The 16,670-nt window shown below is 74.0% G+C and carries 15 protein-coding genes; 8 read left to right on the plus strand and 7 right to left on the minus strand.

The features are described from left to right. Positions 1 to 471: 471 nt before the first annotated feature. Both LCD33_RS21245 and LCD33_RS21250 read right to left on the minus strand, forming a co-directional pair. Positions 472 to 1,146, minus strand: coding sequence for a Crp/Fnr family transcriptional regulator (locus LCD33_RS21245; RefSeq protein ID WP_224957254.1), 675 nt, complete (start codon positions 1,144 to 1,146; stop codon positions 472 to 474). A 97-nt stretch (positions 1,147 to 1,243) separates the two neighbouring features. Continuing rightward, a complete protein-coding gene (locus LCD33_RS21250) occupies positions 1,244 to 1,498 on the minus strand; it encodes a hypothetical protein (protein ID WP_029621632.1) in 255 nt (84 codons plus the stop codon). A 324-nt stretch (positions 1,499 to 1,822) separates the two neighbouring features. On the opposite strand from LCD33_RS21250, the gene nth reads away from it, so the two are divergent. Genes nth through LCD33_RS21270 form a run of 4 tightly spaced genes read left to right on the plus strand, consistent with a single transcriptional unit; the run spans position 1,823 to position 5,133 of the window. Further along, on the plus strand, positions 1,823 to 2,560 hold the full coding sequence (gene nth / locus LCD33_RS21255; protein WP_224957297.1) for an endonuclease III: 738 nt from the start codon (positions 1,823 to 1,825) through the stop codon (positions 2,558 to 2,560). Further along, positions 2,557 to 3,204, plus strand: coding sequence for a TlpA disulfide reductase family protein (locus tag LCD33_RS21260; protein ID WP_224957255.1), 648 nt, complete (start codon positions 2,557 to 2,559; stop codon positions 3,202 to 3,204). The genes nth and LCD33_RS21260 overlap by 4 nt, the downstream gene beginning before the upstream one ends. Continuing rightward, positions 3,201 to 3,896 carry a CoA pyrophosphatase gene (locus LCD33_RS21265; RefSeq protein ID WP_224966654.1) on the plus strand — a complete coding sequence of 232 codons (696 nt, stop codon included), beginning with the start codon at positions 3,201 to 3,203 and terminating at the stop codon, positions 3,894 to 3,896. Before LCD33_RS21260 ends, LCD33_RS21265 begins: the two co-directional genes overlap by 4 nt. 49 nt (positions 3,897 to 3,945) lie before the next feature. Continuing rightward, positions 3,946 to 5,133, plus strand: coding sequence for a MarP family serine protease (locus LCD33_RS21270; RefSeq protein WP_224966655.1), 1,188 nt, complete (start codon positions 3,946 to 3,948; stop codon positions 5,131 to 5,133). Between the two features lie 75 nt (positions 5,134 to 5,208). Here LCD33_RS21270 and LCD33_RS21275 read toward each other — a convergent pair whose 3' ends face one another. The 3 genes from LCD33_RS21275 to acs form a co-directional block, all read right to left on the minus strand. Further along, positions 5,209 to 5,718, minus strand: a complete 510-nt coding sequence (locus tag LCD33_RS21275; RefSeq protein ID WP_224957259.1) for a phage holin family protein — start codon at positions 5,716 to 5,718, stop codon at positions 5,209 to 5,211. Between the two features lie 73 nt (positions 5,719 to 5,791). After that, positions 5,792 to 6,988: a Na+/H+ antiporter NhaA gene (gene nhaA / locus LCD33_RS21280; protein WP_224966656.1), complete on the minus strand. Its 1,197-nt coding sequence runs from the start codon at positions 6,986 to 6,988 to the stop codon at positions 5,792 to 5,794. Between the two features lie 151 nt (positions 6,989 to 7,139). Then, positions 7,140 to 9,119 (minus strand): acetate--CoA ligase, encoded by a 1,980-nt coding sequence (gene acs, locus LCD33_RS21285; protein ID WP_224957263.1) that lies wholly within the window; start codon positions 9,117 to 9,119, stop codon positions 7,140 to 7,142. Between the two features lie 297 nt (positions 9,120 to 9,416). On the opposite strand from acs, the gene LCD33_RS21290 reads away from it, so the two are divergent. Continuing rightward, a complete protein-coding gene (locus LCD33_RS21290; RefSeq protein WP_224957265.1) occupies positions 9,417 to 10,172 on the plus strand; it encodes an oxidoreductase in 756 nt (251 codons plus the stop codon). Between the two features lie 26 nt (positions 10,173 to 10,198). Beyond that, positions 10,199 to 11,131: a nucleoside hydrolase gene (locus LCD33_RS21295; protein ID WP_224957267.1), complete on the plus strand. Its 933-nt coding sequence runs from the start codon at positions 10,199 to 10,201 to the stop codon at positions 11,129 to 11,131. A 13-nt stretch (positions 11,132 to 11,144) separates the two neighbouring features. Here the strand turns inward: LCD33_RS21295 and murQ are convergent, their stop codons facing one another. Continuing rightward, positions 11,145 to 12,068 (minus strand): N-acetylmuramic acid 6-phosphate etherase, encoded by a 924-nt coding sequence (murQ, locus tag LCD33_RS21300; protein ID WP_224957269.1) that lies wholly within the window; start codon positions 12,066 to 12,068, stop codon positions 11,145 to 11,147. Further along, the gene (locus LCD33_RS21305) at positions 12,065 to 12,991 is read right to left on the minus strand and encodes a MurR/RpiR family transcriptional regulator (RefSeq protein WP_224957271.1); all 927 of its coding nucleotides are present in this window, start codon (positions 12,989 to 12,991) and stop codon (positions 12,065 to 12,067) included. The genes murQ and LCD33_RS21305 overlap by 4 nt, the downstream gene beginning before the upstream one ends. Before the next feature lie 180 nt (positions 12,992 to 13,171). Here LCD33_RS21305 and LCD33_RS21310 point away from each other — a divergent pair, with 180 nt between their 5' ends. Next, complete coding sequence (locus LCD33_RS21310) at positions 13,172 to 14,800, plus strand: hypothetical protein (RefSeq protein ID WP_224957273.1); 1,629 nt, start codon at positions 13,172 to 13,174, stop codon at positions 14,798 to 14,800. After that, a complete protein-coding gene (locus LCD33_RS21315; protein ID WP_224966658.1) occupies positions 14,797 to 16,665 on the plus strand; it encodes a hypothetical protein in 1,869 nt (622 codons plus the stop codon). The genes LCD33_RS21310 and LCD33_RS21315 overlap by 4 nt, the downstream gene beginning before the upstream one ends. The last annotated feature ends 5 nt before the right edge of the window (positions 16,666 to 16,670 follow it).

Raw genomic sequence — 16,670 nt, forward strand, 5'->3', positions numbered from 1 at the left:
CGAAAGGGCTGGGGCGTCGCCCCCGACGCGACGCTCCAGCCCTTTCGCTCGCGCGGCCCGTCCCCCGACCAACCACGCTCCTCGAACCTCCGATGGTCGGCCCCGAATCCGGCACCGGAGGAGTTCCCCGTCGGCTGCCCAGCACCCGCGCGCTCCGCGCGTCGTGAAGGGCCTCCACTAGGTAAGACGTTGAGTTCTCGGTCCGGGTTGCACGGCTCGGTGAATTCTTTCCGAGCAGATGTCCCGGGCTCTGATACCAGTGTGCCCTCCGGTTCCGGGGAGGAAACCGGGCACAACGTCCCCTACATGGCTGGTGACTCGGCGTGTCCGCGGCCGGGTGCTGGATCCGCCGTCCCCGAGCGCGCTCGGAGGGGGAGGCTCGGACGTGCGAAAACGCGCGCCGGCTGAGGGGTCCGAACGAAAGGCGGACCCGTCAGCCGACGCGCGTTGGGCGACGCGGCCGGTGGTGGCTCAGCGCGCGCGGCGAGCCAGCCGCTCCGGGTCGAGGATCAGCACGCTCTTGCCCTCCAGCCGCAGCCAGCCGCGGTGGGCGAAGTCGGCGAGCGCCTTGTTCACGGTCTCCCGCGAGGCGCCGACGTACTGCGCGATCTCCTCCTGCGTGAGGTCGTGGGTGACCCGCAGCAGACCGGCTTCCTGGCTGCCGAAGCGCTGCGCGAGCTGCAGCAGCGCCTTGGCCACGCGACCGGGCACGTCGGTGAAGATCAGGTCGGCGAGCATGCCGTTGGTCCGGCGCAGCCTGCGCGCGACGACCCGCAGCAGCTGCTCGGCGATCTCCGGGCGGGTGCCGATCCACTGCCGCAGCGCACTGCGGTCCATGGTCAGCGCGCGGACCTCGGTCACCGTGGTGGCGGTCGAGGTGCGCGGGCCCGGGTCGAAGATGGACAGCTCGCCGAACATGTCCGACGGCCCCATGATCGCCAGCAGGTTCTCGCGGCCGTCGGGCGACTTGCGCCCGAGCTTGACCTTGCCGGATTGGATGATGTAGAGCCGGTCGCCCGGCTCGCCCTCGGCGAAGATCACGTGTCCGCGCGGGAACTCAGACGGTTCCAGCGACTGGGTCAGCGCCTCCGCCGCGGCCGGTTCCACGCCCTGGAAGATTCCGGCGCGGGAAAGGGTCTCGTCCACCTCGTCCCTCCATGTTGAGACGCGGCGGCTCGTTCGAAGCGGTGCCCGCGTCGTTCCGCGGTCACCGTACTGTGCCGCCGATCACTACCAGTTGAGTTTAAGACTGGTCGCGGGAACGGCGAGTTCGCAGCTTGCCGGCGCGTCCCACCCTGCGTAGCTGGAAGAGCTCCAGCGCACGCCCGATTCCCTGCCGGAACAGCGCCCGGACCTCATCGGGCCGAGCGTTCTCCAGCAGCTCTTCGACCTCGTTCTCCTGCACCGCGACGTGCCGCAGCCGTGCCTCCACGCGCTCCATGAACAACGTGAAGAACATGATCACTAGCGGTACGACGATAACGAACCAGGCAGTCATGATGCTTGAATCCTCGCTCATGCCTTCGAGACGGACGCAACCGGGGGTCGGTTGCCCGTCGACGGGGTCGGGTTCGGGTGTCGTCGTGGTCCGTAGTCTGGTGGGGTGCCGGAGCCAGCCCACGACAGGTCACAGCCTGGTCGATCATCCTCCCATCGGCCCGCCGCGGCCCGATCGGCGCCCACCCGGTCGACGACCGCGGGCGCCGTGACCTCCGGTTCCGGTCGTTCCCGAGCCGGGGGAGCACCGGCGCGCCGACCGCGCCGCAGCGCGGCGAGCGCCGGGACGGAGACCCGCACCGGGCTCGTCCGGCGGGCGCGGCGGATGGTGCGGGAGCTCGCCGAGGGCTACCCGGACGCGCACTGCGAGCTCGACTTCGCCGACCCGCTGCAGCTCGCGGTCGCGACGATTCTGTCCGCGCAGTGCACCGACAAGCGGGTCAACCAGGTGACGCCCGCGCTGTTCGCCCGCTACCCGGCGGCCGCGGACTACGCCGGCGCCGACCGGACCGAGCTGGAGGAGCTGATCCGCTCCACCGGCTTCTACCGGAACAAGGCGAACTCCTTGCTGGGGCTGGGCGCGGCGCTGGTGGAGCGGCACGGCGGCGAGGTGCCCGCGCGGCTCGACGACCTGGTGAAGCTGCCCGGGATCGGTCGCAAGACCGCCAACGTCATCCTCGGCAACGCCTTCGACGTCCCCGGCATCACCGTCGACACCCACTTCGGCCGGCTGGTGCGCCGCTGGGGCTGGACGGTGGAGGAGGACCCGGTCAAGGTGGAGCACGCGATCGGCGAGCTGATCCCCCGCAAGGAGTGGACGATGCTCTCGCACTACGTGATCTTCCACGGGCGCCGCGTGTGCCACGCGCGCAAGCCCGCGTGCGGCGCGTGCCTGCTGGCGAAGGACTGCCCGTCGTTCGGTGCCGGCCCGGAGGAGCCCTCGGCGGCGGCGAAGCTGGTGCGCGGGCCGGAGGCGCCGCGGCTGCTGGAGCTAGCCGGGATCTCCGGTGAACTGGACGAGGCGACCATCGAGAAGGCGGCGGCGAAGGAGCCGGACGCGTGAGCCGCTGGCGGTACGTCCGCGAGTTCCGCAGCGAGATCCGGTGGACGGTCGTGGTGCTGGTGCTGGCCGGGCTCGCCGTGGTCGCGCTGTGGCCGGGTGGTTCCGGCGGCGGGGCGCCGACCGCGGACGCCCCGGAGCAGCGGCCGCAGGCGGCCCCGGTCGACCCGGCGCTGCGCGCGGGCCTCGGACCCTGCCCCGAGCCGCGGGCCGGCGGCCCCGCCGAGCTGGCCGGGGCGACCGGGACCTGCTTGGCCGACGGCCGCCCGGTGGACGTCGGCGCCGCGCTGGCCGGACGCCCGGCGCTGGTCAACGTGTGGGCGACCTGGTGCGCCCCGTGCCGCACCGAGCTCCCCGCGCTGCAGGAGTACTCCGCCCGCCCCGGCTCGATCCCGGTGCTGGGCGTGCAGGTGCGCAGCGACGAGGCGGACGGCCTGGCGCTGCTGCGCTCGCTGGGGGTGCGCTTCCCGGCGGTGCACGACCCGGACGGCGCGCTGCGCGCCGCGCTGCGGGTGCCGAACGTGCTGCCCGCCAGCTTCGTGATCACCGAATCGGGAGAGGTCCGGCGCATCGATCCGCCGGAGGTGTTCCGCTCCGCGGACGCGGTGGACGCCGCGGTCCGCCGCACCTTGGGAGGTCGATCGTGACGGACCCGGTGGTCGACGGCTCGGCCGCACCGGAGTGGCTCGCCCCGCTGGTGCGGCGCAGCGCGGACGTGGACCAGGGCCACTTCGGCTGGCCGCGGCTGCGCCCGCCGCGCAGCGCCCGCCCGGCCGCGGTGCTGATCCTGTTCGGCGAGGACGCGGACGGGCCGGACGTGCTGCTGCTGCGCCGCGCGGACGGGCTCAGCTCGCACCCCGGGCAGGTCGCGTTCCCCGGCGGCTCGATCGACCCGTCCGACGCGGGCCCGGTGGCCGCGGCGCTGCGCGAAGCGCAGGAGGAGGTCGGCGCGCACCCCGCGGGCATCCGGCCGCTGGCCGTGCTGCCGGAGCTGCACGTGGCGCACAGCGGTTTCCGGGTGACTCCGGTGCTGGCGCACTGGCGGGATCCGTCCCCGGTGGCCGCGGTCGACCTCGGGGAGACTCGTGCGGTGGCCCGGGTCCCGCTGTCGTGGCTGGTGGACCCGGCGAACCGGCTCCGGGTGCGGCTGCGCGACGGGCGCGCCGGTCCGGCGTTCGTGGTGCCGGGGATGCTGGTGTGGGGGTTCACCGGGGTGCTGCTGGCCGGGGTGCTGGAACTCGGCGGCTGGTCCGCCGGCTGGGACGATGCCCCGGAGCTGGACCTGGACGAGGCGTGGCGGGCCGCGGAGTCCGCCGCGGACGTCGGTTTCGGCGGCTGACGGTGGCCTGCGCACCGGCAGGGGACGTGACGCGGCGGAAGGGTGTTCGGTGAACTGGGTCGATCTGCTGGTGGTGGCGCTGGCGCTGCTGGCCGCCGTGTCCGGCGCGCGCAACGGCCTGGTCACCGCGCTGTTCTCGTTCCTCGGCGTGTTCGTCGGCGCCGTCGTGGGTCTGCGGGTGGCGCCGCTGCTGTTGGAGCGGCTGGACAGCCAGCCGGCCCGGATCGGGTTCGGCGTGGGCATCGTGGTGCTGCTGGTGGCGTTCGGCGAGACGTTCGGCATGTGGGCGGGCCGGGAGCTGCGGGACCGGATCACCTCGTCGAAGCTGACCGGCGTGGACAACGTGCTCGGCGCGGTGCTGCAGTGCGTGGCGGTGTTCGTGGTGGCCTGGCTGGTGGCGCTCCCGTTCACCTCGGCCTCGGCGATGCCGGGGCTCGCGTCGGCGATCACCCGCTCGCAGGTGCTGAGCCAGGTCGACTCGATGATGCCGACCGCGGTCAAGTCGTTGCCGGACGAGCTGCGCCGGATGCTCGGGGTGAGCGGCTTCCCGGACGCGCTGGAACCGTTCTCGAAGACCCCGGTGGCCGCGATCGACCCGCCGGACCAGGCGCTGGCCTCCAGCGACGTGGTCCGCAACGCGCAGACCAGCGTGGTGAAGGTGCGCGGCCGCGCCGCGTCCTGCGCGCGGGCGCTGGAGGGCTCCGGATTCGTGGTCGCCCCGCACCGGGTGATGACGAACGCGCACGTGGTCGCGGGCACGGACCGGGTGGCGATCGAGGTGGGCCGCGGCGAGTTCGCCGCGGACGTGGTGATGTTCGACCCGGCGACGGACCTGGCGGTGCTGGCGGTGCCGGACCTGGACGCGGACGCGATGCCGCTGGACCGCTCCGAGGTGCCGCCCGGCGGCAGCGTCGTCGCGCTCGGCTACCCGCTGGACGGCCCGTACACGGCGTCGGCGGGCAGGCTGCGGCAGCGGATCAACCTGCGCGGCCCGGACATCTACGACGCGAACACCGTGGTGCGGGACGTGTACACGGTGCGCGGGAAGGTGCAGAGCGGGAACTCCGGCGGCCCGCTGGTCGCCCCGGACGGGGACGTGGTGGGCGTGGTGTTCGGCGCCGCCGTGGACGACCCGGAGACCGGGTTCGCGCTCACCGCCGACGAGGTGGCCGACGAGGTCGCCGAGTCCTCGGCGCTCACCAGGCCGGTCTCGACCGGTGAGTGCACCGGCGGCTGACTCCTCGCCGGACCCGGAACGCGCGGAGGCCAGGCGCCCGCGTTCGGGCGTCTCCCCCCCGGGACCGGTCCGGTACTAGCTCTCGATGGCGTGCGCGGCGTCGTCCTGGCCGCGTCGGCGAGCGAGCTGCTTGGTGTCCTTGAGCGTCGCGATGGTGCGCTTCGGCGCTCGGATCTTGCGCACCCGCAGGTAACCGAGCAGTCCGAACAGTCCGGCGACGACCAGCATCAGCAGGAACACGATGCCGAAGGAGGCCCAGCGCCAGATCCCGAGCGCGTGCAACCCTTCGGCGAGGGTGAAGAAGAGGAAGAACATGCTGAAGCCGAGCACGGCCAGCGCGAGGACGAAGTAGACGCTGCCCTTGACGCCCTTCTTCACCTCACCGGTGACTTCGGCCTTGGCGAGTTCGATCTCGGAGCGGACCAGCGTCGACAGGTGCGTGGTCGCGTCGCGCACGAGGGAACCGATGGACTGCTCGCCGCCCGCGCCAGTGCCCTCTTCGGACAGCGGTAGGGATGTGACGGCCGACCAGGCTCCGTCGCTGCTGCCTTGCTGGTTCTTCTGGGCGCTGTTCACGCCCGCCATCGTGCCACGCCGCCTGGTGCCCGACCGAGTGAGACTCCCGTGGCGTTACCGGTGGGTGATCTACCGAGACCGATCAGTTCAGCTCACGGGCGGTGCGCCGTCCGCGCCGCAGCAGCAGCGCGGCGGCGATCAGCGCGGCGAGCGCGGACGCGATCAACACCGCCGTCTTGGCGCGTTCCGCCGCGTCCCCGGCCAGCGACAGCTCGGCGATGAGCAGGCTGACGGTGAACCCGACCCCGCCGAGCACGGCGAGCGCCGAGATGTCCCGCCAGGTCACCCCGCCCGGCCGCGCGCCGATCCCGAGCCGCACCGCCAGGTAGGACGTGCCGAAGATCCCGATGAACTTGCCGAAGAACAACCCGGCCATCACGGCGATCGCGATCCGGTCGTGGAACACCGCGCCCAGCGCCGCCCCGTTCACCGGCACCCCGGCGGCGAAGAACGCGAACACCGGCACCACCAGTCCCGCCGACCAGGGCTGCAACCGGTGTTCCAGCCGGACCGACGGCGCGGCGTCCTCGCCGGGATCGGCCCGCACCCTGGTGAGCAGCCCGAGCGCGACGCCCGCGATGGTGGCGTGGATGCCGCTGCCGTGGACCGCGAGCCAGGTGGCGACCGCCAGCGGCACGTACAGCCACGGCGTGGTGATCCGCCTGCGCTGCGCGAACCAGTAGGCGGCGCCGAGCAGGACCGCCGCGAGCAGCGGCAGCGGGCTCAGCCCCGCGGTGAACAGCACGGCGATCACGATGATCGCGCCCAGGTCGTCGACGACGGCCAGGCTGAGCAGGAAGACCCGCGCCGCGGCCGGGATCCCGGAACCGGCCAGCGACAGCACCCCGAGCGCGAACGCGATGTCGGTGGCCACCGGGATCGCCCAGGCCTGGCCCGCGCCGGGCGCCCCGTGGCCGACGGCGAACGCGATGATCGCGGGCGCCACCATGCCGCCGAACGCCGCCAGCACCGGCAGCGCCGCCGTCCGGCGGTCGGCGAGCTCCCCGACGACGAGCTCCCGCTTGAGCTCCAGCCCGGCGACGAAGAAGAAGACCGCGAGCAGCCCGTCCTTGACCCACTCGCCGACGGTGAGGTCCAGGTGCAGCGCGGCGGGCCCGACCGCGAAGTCCCGCACTCCCGCGTACAGCCCGCCGAGCGGCGAGTTCGCCGCGAGCAGCGCGAGCGCGGTGGCGACCAGCAGCACCACGCCTCCGACGGTCTCGGTCCGCAGGTAGCGGGCGAGGGCGGCGGTGCCGCGGGCCGGGGCGGGTTCGGTCATCGGTGGCCTCCTGGTGGCGGACGTGCTGATGCGTCGCCGACCAGACTTCCCGGCACACCTGCCGACGACCCTAGCAGCCGCTCGGGCGCGCACCGGAACGCGAGCGGGCCCGGCCCCCACCGGGAGGACCGGGCCCGCGAGCGGAGTTCGATCACTCGTCGGAGGACTTGCGGATGCCCTTCGAGATGAGGTCCATGACCGAGGAGTCCGCCAACGTCGACACATCGCCGACCTCGCGGTTCTCCGCCACGTCCCGCAGCAGCCGACGCATGATCTTGCCGGAGCGGGTCTTCGGCAGCTCCTGCACGACCATGATCTGCCGCGGCTTCGCGATCGGGCCGATCTCGTGCGAGACGTGGTCGCGCAGCGCCTTCAGCGCCGCGTCGCCTCCCGCCTCGTCGGCGGCGTTGCCGCGCAGGATGACGAACGCGACGATGCCCTGCCCGGTGGTCGGGTCGCTGGCGCCGACGACCGCGGCCTCGGCGACCGTCGGGTGCGAGACCAGCGCCGACTCGACCTCGGTGGTGGAGATCCGGTGGCCCGAGACGTTCATGACGTCGTCCACCCGGCCCAGCAGCCAGATGTCGCCGTCGTCGTCGTACTTGGCGCCGTCGCCGGCGAAGTAGTAGCCGAGATCGGCGAACTTCGACCAGTAGGTGTCCTTGAACCGCTGGTCGTCGCCCCAGATGCCGCGCAGCATCGACGGCCACGGCTTGTCCAGCACCAGCAGCCCGCCGCCGCCGGGGCCGACGTCCTCGCCGGTCTCGTCGACGACCTTCGCGGAGATGCCGGGGAGCGGGACCTGCGCGGAACCGGGTTTGGTGGCGGTCACCCCGGGCAGCGGCGAGATCATGATCGCGCCGGTCTCGGTCTGCCACCAGGTGTCGACGATCGGGGTCTTCCCGCCGCCGATGTGCTCCCGATACCACATCCAGGCCTCGGGGTTGATCGGTTCTCCGACCGAGCCGAGCACCCGCAGCGTGGACAGGTCGTACTGGGCGGGGATCTCCGCGCCCCACTTCATGAAGGTGCGGATCGTGGTGGGCGCCGTGTAGTACAGCGTCACGCCGTACTTCTGCACGATCTCCCAGTGCCTGCCCTCGTGCGGGCTGTTCGGCGTCCCCTCGTAGATCACCTGCGTGGCGCCGTTGGCCAGCGGTCCGTACACGATGTACGTGTGCCCGGTGACCCAGCCGATGTCGGCGGTGCACCAGTACACGTCCGACCCGGGCTTCAGGTCGAAGACGGTGCGGTGCGTGTAGGCGGCCTGGGTGAGGTAGCCGCCGGAGGTGTGCAGGATGCCCTTCGGGCTCCCGGTGGTGCCGGAGGTGTAGAGGATGAACAGCGGGTGCTCGGAGTCGAACGCCTCCGGGGTGTGCTGGTCGGACTGCGGCTCGACCACGTCGTGCCACCACTTGTCCCGCTCGTTCCACGCGACCTCGGTGGCGGTGCGCTTGACGACCAGGACGTGCTCGACGCTGGGCGTGTGCTGCACCGCTTCGTCCACGTTGGCCTTGAGCGGGGCGGCCTTGCCGCGCCGGTACTGGCCGTCGCAGGTGATGACGACCTTCGCCTCGGCATCGTTGATCCGGGCGCGCAGCGCCTCCGCGGAGAAGCCGCCGAACACGACGCTGTGCAGCGCGCCGAGGCGCGCGCAGGCGAGCATCGAGAACACGGCTTCCGGCAGCATCGGCAGGTAGATCGCGACCCGGTCACCGGCGCCGACGCCCAGCGAGGCGAGCGCGTTCGCGGTGCGGCTGACCTCGCGCTGCAGCTCGGCGTAGGTGATCGTGCGGCTGTCGCCGGGTTCGCCCTCCCAGTGGATCGCGACCCGGTCGCCGTTGCCCGCCTCGACGTGCCGGTCCACGCAGTTGTGGGCCACGTTCAGCTCGCCGCCGACGAACCACTTCGCGAACGGGGCGCCGGACCAGTCGAGGACCTGGTCCCACTTGCGGGCCCAGTCGAGCTGGTCGGCCTGCTCCGCCCAGAAGCCCTCCCGGTCGGCGGCTGCCCTGTCGTACGAGTCCGACGTGGCGTTGGCCGCGGCCGCGAACTCGGCCGTCGGCGGGAAGGTCCTGCTCTCCGTGAGCAGGTTGTCCAAGGTGTTGCTCGGCCCGTCGGGCTGGCTCATTGCGGGGAACCTCCCTGCGCTGCGGGGTGACCTTCGATGTCATCTAGACCGTAGTGCGACGCGGCTCACTCCGACAGAGGTTCTCGCTTTGGTGCGACCAATCCTGCCGGTGACGTCCGTGGTCCGGGCTCGGCACCTGCGGAGCAGGCTGGTGCCCCGAACGTTGCAATCGAGTTGCCCACACACGGTCGAGTGACCAGGGGCGGGAGGTGCGCGACCGCCTCCGGTGCCGGGACCTGCGCAGGTGGGAACGGGTCCAGGCGGGGCCGCCGCACCCGCCGGGTAGCGTCCAGCGGCGTGAGTGCCCAAGAGTCGTTGCTCCCGCTGCTGGAGCTGCCCGGTGTCACCGACGCGGTCGCCGCCGCGCGGACCGCGATCGACGAGATCCACCGGCACCCGGCGAACCGCCGCGGCTGGCCCGCGACCAGCGCCGAAGCCTCGGTGCGCGCCGCCCGCGCCTCGGCCGCCGTCGCCGGCGGGGCCACCGAGATCCCGGACAGCGGCGAGGTGAGCGACCCGCTGCTGGCGGGCGCGCTGCGCGTCGCCGAAGCGCTGGGGCCGCTGCTGCCGACCTGGCAGCGCGCCCCGCTGCAGGCCCTGGCCCGGCTGCACGTGCTCGCCGCCGCGGACCTGCCCGGCGACCCGGACCGGCTCGGCAGGCCCCGCGAGGACCCGGCCGTCTCGGGGCGGCTGGACCTGCTCGCCCAGGTCGTCGCCGACGCGGGCGGCCGCTCGCAGAACCTGGTGCCCGGGCCGGTGCAGGCCGCCGTGGTGCACGGCGAACTGCTCGCGCTCGCCCCGTTCGGCGAGGTCGACGGCATCGTGGCGCGGGCCGCCGCCCGGCTCAGCGTGATCGGCAGCGGCCTCGACCCGAAGGGCCTCGTCGTGCCGGAGGTCGCCTACTTCCGCCGCCGGGCCGACTACCAGGACGCCGCCGCCGCGTTCGCCCCCGGCGACCCCGACGGCGTCGCGCAGTGGATCGTGCACTGCTGCACCGCGCTGGAGACCGGCGCGCGGGAAGCGAAGTCCATCGCCGACGCCGTCCAATCGTGAGCACCGCACCGGGAGGGGGCACGGACGTGCCGAAGAAGGTCCTGCTCGACTGCGACCCGGGCATCGACGACGCGCTGGCCATCGCCTACGCCCACGGCAGCCCCGAACTGGAGCTCGTCGGGATCACCACCGTCGCGGGCAACGTGGGGCTCGACCACACCACGAACAACGCGCTGTGCCTCACCGGCTTCTTCGGCATGGACGTGCCGGTCGTCGCGGGCGCCGACCGGCCGCTGGTGCGGGACGTCGTGCTGGCCGACGAGGTGCACGGCGGCAACGGTCTCGGCGGGGTCCGGCTGCCCGCCGCCACCAGCGGGGTGCGGGACGGGCACGCCGTCGACTTCATCATCGACACCGTCGCCGCAGCGCCCGGCGAGATCAGCCTGGTCGCGGTGGGTCCGCTGACGAACGTCGCGCTCGCGGTGCGCAAGGAGCCCCGGCTCGTCGAGCAGGTCCGCGAGTTCGTGATCATGGGCGGTTCCTACACCAGGGGGAACCGCACGCCCGCCGCGGAGTTCAACGTGCTCGCCGACCCGGAGGCCGCCGCCGTCGCGTTCGGCGCCGGCTGGCGCACCACCATGATCGGCCTCGACCTCACCGCGCAGGCCCGCGCGACCGCCGCCGTCCGGGGCCGGTTCGCCGGGCTGGGCAGGCTGGAAGCCGAGCTGATCTCGCCGATCCTCGACTTCTACGGGCAGCACCCGCAGTACCGCGTGGAAGGCCCCGCCGTGCACGACCCGTGCGCCATCGCCTACGCGCTCGACCCCGGCATGTTCACCACGGTGCCCGCGCGGGTCGACGTGGAGGTCCACGGCCGGTTCACCTCGGGCATGACCGTCACCGACTTCGCCGCCCCCGCCGAGCTGCACAACGCCGAGGTCGCCACCGTCCTCGACACCGAACGCTTCTGGGCGAGCTTGTTCACCGCCCTCGGCCGCGTCGCCACCGGCATGGCCTGACTGCCGGATCGGCTCAGCTGCCGAGGGTGCGGAGGGCGTCGCGGACCCGGCCGTCGGCGGCGGTCAGCGCGGCCGCGGCGCGGGGGACTTCGGCGCCGGTCAGCAGGTGCACCAGTGCGGTCTTCAGGTCGCCGTCCGCCGCGTTCAACGCCCGCGCGCACTCGTCCTCGGACGCGGCCGTCGCCTCCCGCAGGATCTCGACGGTGCGGCCGCGCAGCTTCGCGTTCGTCGCCAGCAGGCTCACCATCAGGTTCGAGTAGGTGCGGCCCATCCGGATCATCACGGCGGTGGAGAACGAAGTGAGCACCAGCTTCTGCGCCGTGCCCGCCTTCATCCGGGTGGAACCCGCGATCGGCTCCGGCCCGGTGTCCACCGCGATGGTCAGGTCGGCCGGGGCGTCGCCCGCCGATTCGGGGTTCGCCGACATCAGCGCCGTGCCCGCCCCGATCTCGCGCGCCGCGCGCAGCGCGCCCAGCACGTACGGGGTGCGGCCGGACGCGGTCAGCCCGAGCACGAAGTCCCCCGCGGCCACCTCGGCCCGGGCCATCGCCGCCCCTGCCTCGGCGTCGTCCTCCGCGTTCTCCACCGGCTTCTGGAACGCTCCGGCGCCGCCCGCCTGGTGCGCCACCACCCAGTCCGCGGGCACGTTGTAGGTGGGGATCAGCTCGGCCGCGTCCAGCACCGCCAGCCGGCCCGAGGTGCCCGCGCCCACGTAGTGCACCCGGCCGCCGCCGCGGAGCGCGGCCACCGCCCGGTCGACCGCGCGCGCCAGGTCCGGGAGCGACCGGCCCACCGCCTCCGGCACCGTCCGGTCCTCGGCGTTGAGCACCCGCAGCACGTCGAGCGTCGGCAGCAGGTCGATGTCCCTGGTCCGCTCGTTGGTGCGCTCGGTGGGGGCGTCCACCCGCACGGCGGGTCCCTCGGCGTCGCGGTTCATCGGCCGTCCTCCTTGTGCCGTCGGCGGTCCGGGCGGGCACCGAGCCGGTGCGCGCCGACCGCCTCGTAGGTGGCGTCCAGCGCCGCCTTCGCCTCGTCGATGTGGCGTTGCGCCACCCCGATGAACAGGCAGTCGATCACGGTGAGCTGGCCGATGCGGCTCGCCATCGCACCCGATCGGTACGTCGTCTCGCGCACCGCCGTGGTCAGCACCTGGTCGGCCACCTCGGTGATCGGGGAGCGGCTGAAGTTGGTGAGCGCGGCCGTGATCGCGCCGCGGTGGCCCGCCTCGCGCAGCGCCTCGACGGTCTCGGTCGTGGCGCCGGTGTGCGAGATGCCCAGCGCCACGTCGCCCTCCCGCAGCAGCGCCGCCGAGGTCAGCGCCGCGTGCGTGTCCGACCAGGCGAAGCAGGTCAACCCGATGCGGTGCAGCTTCTGCTGCAGGTCCAGCGCGACGAAGGCGCTGGCCCCCACCCCGTAGACGTCGATCCGGCGGGCGCCCGCGACGGCCTCGACCACCGCGGCCAGCGCGTTCGCGTCCAGCTGCCCGGCGGTCTCCTCCACCGCCTTCGCGTCGGCGTAGGCCACCTTGTCGATGATCTGCTCCAGCCGGTCGTCCGGCTCGATGTCGCCGCCGAGGTCGCGGTCCCGGCTGGAGGTGCGGGCGGTGTCCGCGGCCAACGCGATCCGCAGATCCGGGTAGCCGCCGACGCCGATCGCCTTGCAGAACCGGGTCACGGTGGTCTCGCTGGTCCCGGCGGCCTCGGCCACGTCCGTGATGCTGCGCCGCGCGATGGAGGCCGGCGCGGACAGCACGATGTTGGCGACCCGCTGCTCGGCCCTGGCCAGGCCCGGGAGCAGGGAGCGGATCCGGACCAGCGGGCTGGTCGCACCGGCTTCGGTCGACGCGTCGTCAAGGGCCATGTGGGAAACTTACTGACGAGGATCTGTGCAGGTCAATGCGGGTATCTCCGGTGCCTTCCCGCGCTGGTCGGGGTGCTGGTGTGGAACTCTGCCGACGGGTGGACGGTGGTCGGCGGCCACCGGGTTGCACCGCCCGTTCGCTAGGCTTCGGGCAGATGCCACGGCGCGGAGCGGGGTGACATGAGCGGGCCAGCGGACCTTGGTTCCGAGCTGTTCTGCGCCACCGGATCGGTCTCCGCCCCGGTCGACGAGCACGCCGAATTCCTGCTCCAGCAGCACGAGGCGGGTGCCCTGCGGCTCTACGACCGCGGCGCGCTGGACCGCGCCGACCCGGACGCGCCGCTGCGCTGGCGGATGACGTGGCAGCGCGCGGACGGCCCGGTCTCGGCGGTGCTGGTGCTGCTGGCGCGGGACGACCTGGTGCGGTGCTGGTTCGCCGCGCGCACCCCCGGCGGGTGGGGGATCGGAGTCCCGTCGCCGCTGCCGCGCGCCGGGCTCGCCCGGTTCCCGCTGGCCGACCCGCGCAGCGGGCTCGCCGTCACCGGTTCCACCTTGCGCGACGACCCGGACGACCTCGCCGGGCTGCTCGCCGCCATCCGGGACCGGCGCGGCGGGACGGCCGTGCTGGTCCGGCACGTCGACCGCGAGGCGGGACGTCCGCTGGTGGTGCCGCGGGCGACCGCGGAGTTCCGCAAGGCCACCGCCGGTACGGCCCCGGTCGTGTTCGTCGGGGACGCGGTGGCGCGCCGCCTCGACGCGGAACTGCCGGAATCGCTGCGGATCCCGCACCGCGGCGCCCGGCTGTTCCTGCCCGGGCCGTGGGCCGCCGAACGCGACGATCCCCTGCTGTCCGAAGTGGACGCGGCTGATCCCGCCGCTTGGGACGAAGCCGCCGCGCTCGCGTTGCGGGTGTCCCGGTGGCGCTCGCCCGCGGCCGACGACGCGGACGAACCGTGGGCGCTGCTGTTCGCCACCGGCTGGCAGGACCAGCGCGTCGCCGACTCGCCCGTCGGGCCGGGGGAGCGGTGGTTCGCCACCGCGGGCGGCGCCGACAAGTCCGACCTGCGCCAGCGCATCCAGGGGGCCGGAGCGCGGCAGGCCGAATCCCGCCGGACCGCCGCGCGGCGCGCCGCCGCCGCGCACGAGCTCGACGCCGAGATCGACCGGCGCACCGCCCGCACCGCGGAGCTGGACCGGTCCCGCCGGGTGCTGGCGGGCGGCGTGCTGCGGTTGCGCGCCGAACGCGACGCGGTGCGGGAACGGCTCGCCCGGACCTCCCTCGGCGCCGCGCGGAGCCGCACCGCGGAAGCGCTACGGCTCGGCGCGGCCCGCTCGGCGCGGCTCGCCGAGTGCGAGCGCGAACTCGAACGGCTCCGCGCCGAGGAGGACCGGCTGCGCGGCCGCGGCGCACCCGCCGAGCTCGGACCGGCCGGCTCGGCCGACCGGCCCGGAGTCCACTTCGGACCCGAGGTGCGCGCCGAGGTGGACCGCCTCGACTGCGCGCGGGCGCGGCGCTGCGACCAGGTGCTCGACCTGCTCGCCCAGCACGCCGCGGCGCCCGGCGGCTCGCTGCCCGCGCTGCTGCGCGCGGGCGGGATCGGCGCCCCGGCGCTGCGACGCGCCCCGGCGGACGCCGCCACCACCTTCCGAGTCCCCGAAGCGGTCGACCCGACCGGCTGGACCGCGTTCCGCGACCACGTGCTGCTCGACCACGCCGGCGATCCACCGACCGCCCTGCACTACCTGGACGACACCGCCGGACCCACCGGTGCGGTGCACGTCGGGCACGTCGGACCGGAACCGCGATGAGCGGCACCGCACCGGAACCGCTGCGCCGCACCGCGTTCTGCGCGGCAGGCCACGCGGGACCCGAGCTGCTCGACGCCGGGAGCGCGCTGGTCCGGCTGCACGAAGCGGGCGAACTGCGGCTCATCGACGAAGGACGCGAACCCGGCGCCGAGCTGCCGCGCCGCTGGCGGGTGAGCTGGGGTCGCGGAACCGGCGAAGTGCGCGCCGCGCTCGTGGCCGCACCCGGCTCCGGCGACGCGCACGCCTTCTGGGTCTACGCCGAAGCCGCCCGGCCCTGGTCCCTCCGCGACCAGGTGAGCCCGGTGCAGAAGCTGGGACTGCTCGCCGCGCGACCGCGGGACCCGCGCGGGGCGTACTCGCTGACCGAGCAGAACCCGCTGGTGGAACTCGACGACGTGGACTTCCTGGTGCACACCTTCGACGAAGGCGTGCGGGACTCGCCGGTGCTGGTCTACAACGACGACTTCGCCCGGCCGCTCCCGCCGGAACTGCTGCGCTTCCGCAACGCCACCCGCGGCCTGTGCGGGCTGCTGCCCGCCGACGACTCGGTGCGGGACCGGGTGAACGCGCTGCTCCCGCCCGCACGCCGGATCCCCGCCCGCGCCGCCCGGCTGTACCTGCCGCCGTGGTGGGTCGATCACGAACCGGACCCGGTGCTGCCGCGGGACCGGTTCCACCGCGCCGGGGAATGGCGGAAGCTGGTGGACGCGGTGCTGCGGGCGAGCAGCTGGCGGGCCGGTGGCGCGATCCGGACGACTGGGGACGCCTGGCAGGCGCTGCTGTTCGACCCGATGCACGACCGCCGGGTCACCGCCGACACCCGCGGCGGCGCACTGCGCTGGCTGCCCGCGGCCGACGACGGTGGTGCGCGGGTGCTGCGGGACCGGCTCAGCGCCGCGGCCGGGCAGGAGGACGCCGCCCGGGACCAGGCCGATTCCGCGGCTCGGGCGCTCGACGAGCGGAGCGCCGCGGCCGAACGCGCGCGGCGGCGGGAACGGCGGTCCGCCGACTCCCGGCGGCGGCTGGCCGAGCTCGTCGGACGGCTGCGGGGCGAGCGGGACGAGGCCGAAGCGCTGCTGCGCCGCGGATCCGTCCCCGCCGCGTGGCGCGCGGCGCACGACGCCGAACTGGAATCCGCGCTGTACGCGGAAGAACTCGACGCGGCCGAAGACCGGCTGCTGCTGGCGCGCCGACGCGTCGCGGCGCTGCGGCGCATCACCGGAGCGGGGAAGGGCGCCGGGTCGTTCGATGCCGGGCCGTCCGACGCCGGGCAGCCCGAGTCCGATCCGTCCGACGCCGGGACGGCGGACGGGGAACTCGGCGGTCCCGGTCGTGCCGTAGCGGCGGCGGACGCCGGGCCGGCCGTGAACCGCTTCGCCGACCTGCTCGACGCGGCACACCGCGCACTGCCCGCGCTGCGCTTCGGTCCGCAGGTCGATCCGTCCGAACTGGACGGTCACCACCGCAGCGCGCAGTGGCTCCGCCGCACCTGGAACGTGCTGGTGCTGCTGGACTCGTACGCGCGCGAACGCGCCACCGCCATCGATCACGCCCGCCCGGACCTGCGCGGGTTCGCCCACTTCGTCCGCGCGCACGGCGGTGCGCGCGGGATCTCCCCGACGCTGATCGCCTCCGGGGAGACCGAGCTGGTGGTCAACACGCCGCGCTACCGCAACGCCCGCACCTTCCCGGTCCCGGTGGAGGTCGATCCGTCCGGGCACGCCTTCTTCGCCGCCCACGTCAAGATCGAGCGCAGCGGTGGTGTCGCGCCCCGCCTGCACTACTACGACGACACCCGCGGACGGTCCGCGTCTGTCCACATCGGACACCTCGGCCCGCACCTGCCCAGTCCCGAGACGAACTGAGCGGT

Source organism: Saccharopolyspora sp. 7B (assembly GCF_020177435.1).
Taxonomy (GTDB): domain Bacteria; phylum Actinomycetota; class Actinomycetes; order Mycobacteriales; family Pseudonocardiaceae; genus Saccharopolyspora_C; species Saccharopolyspora_C gregorii.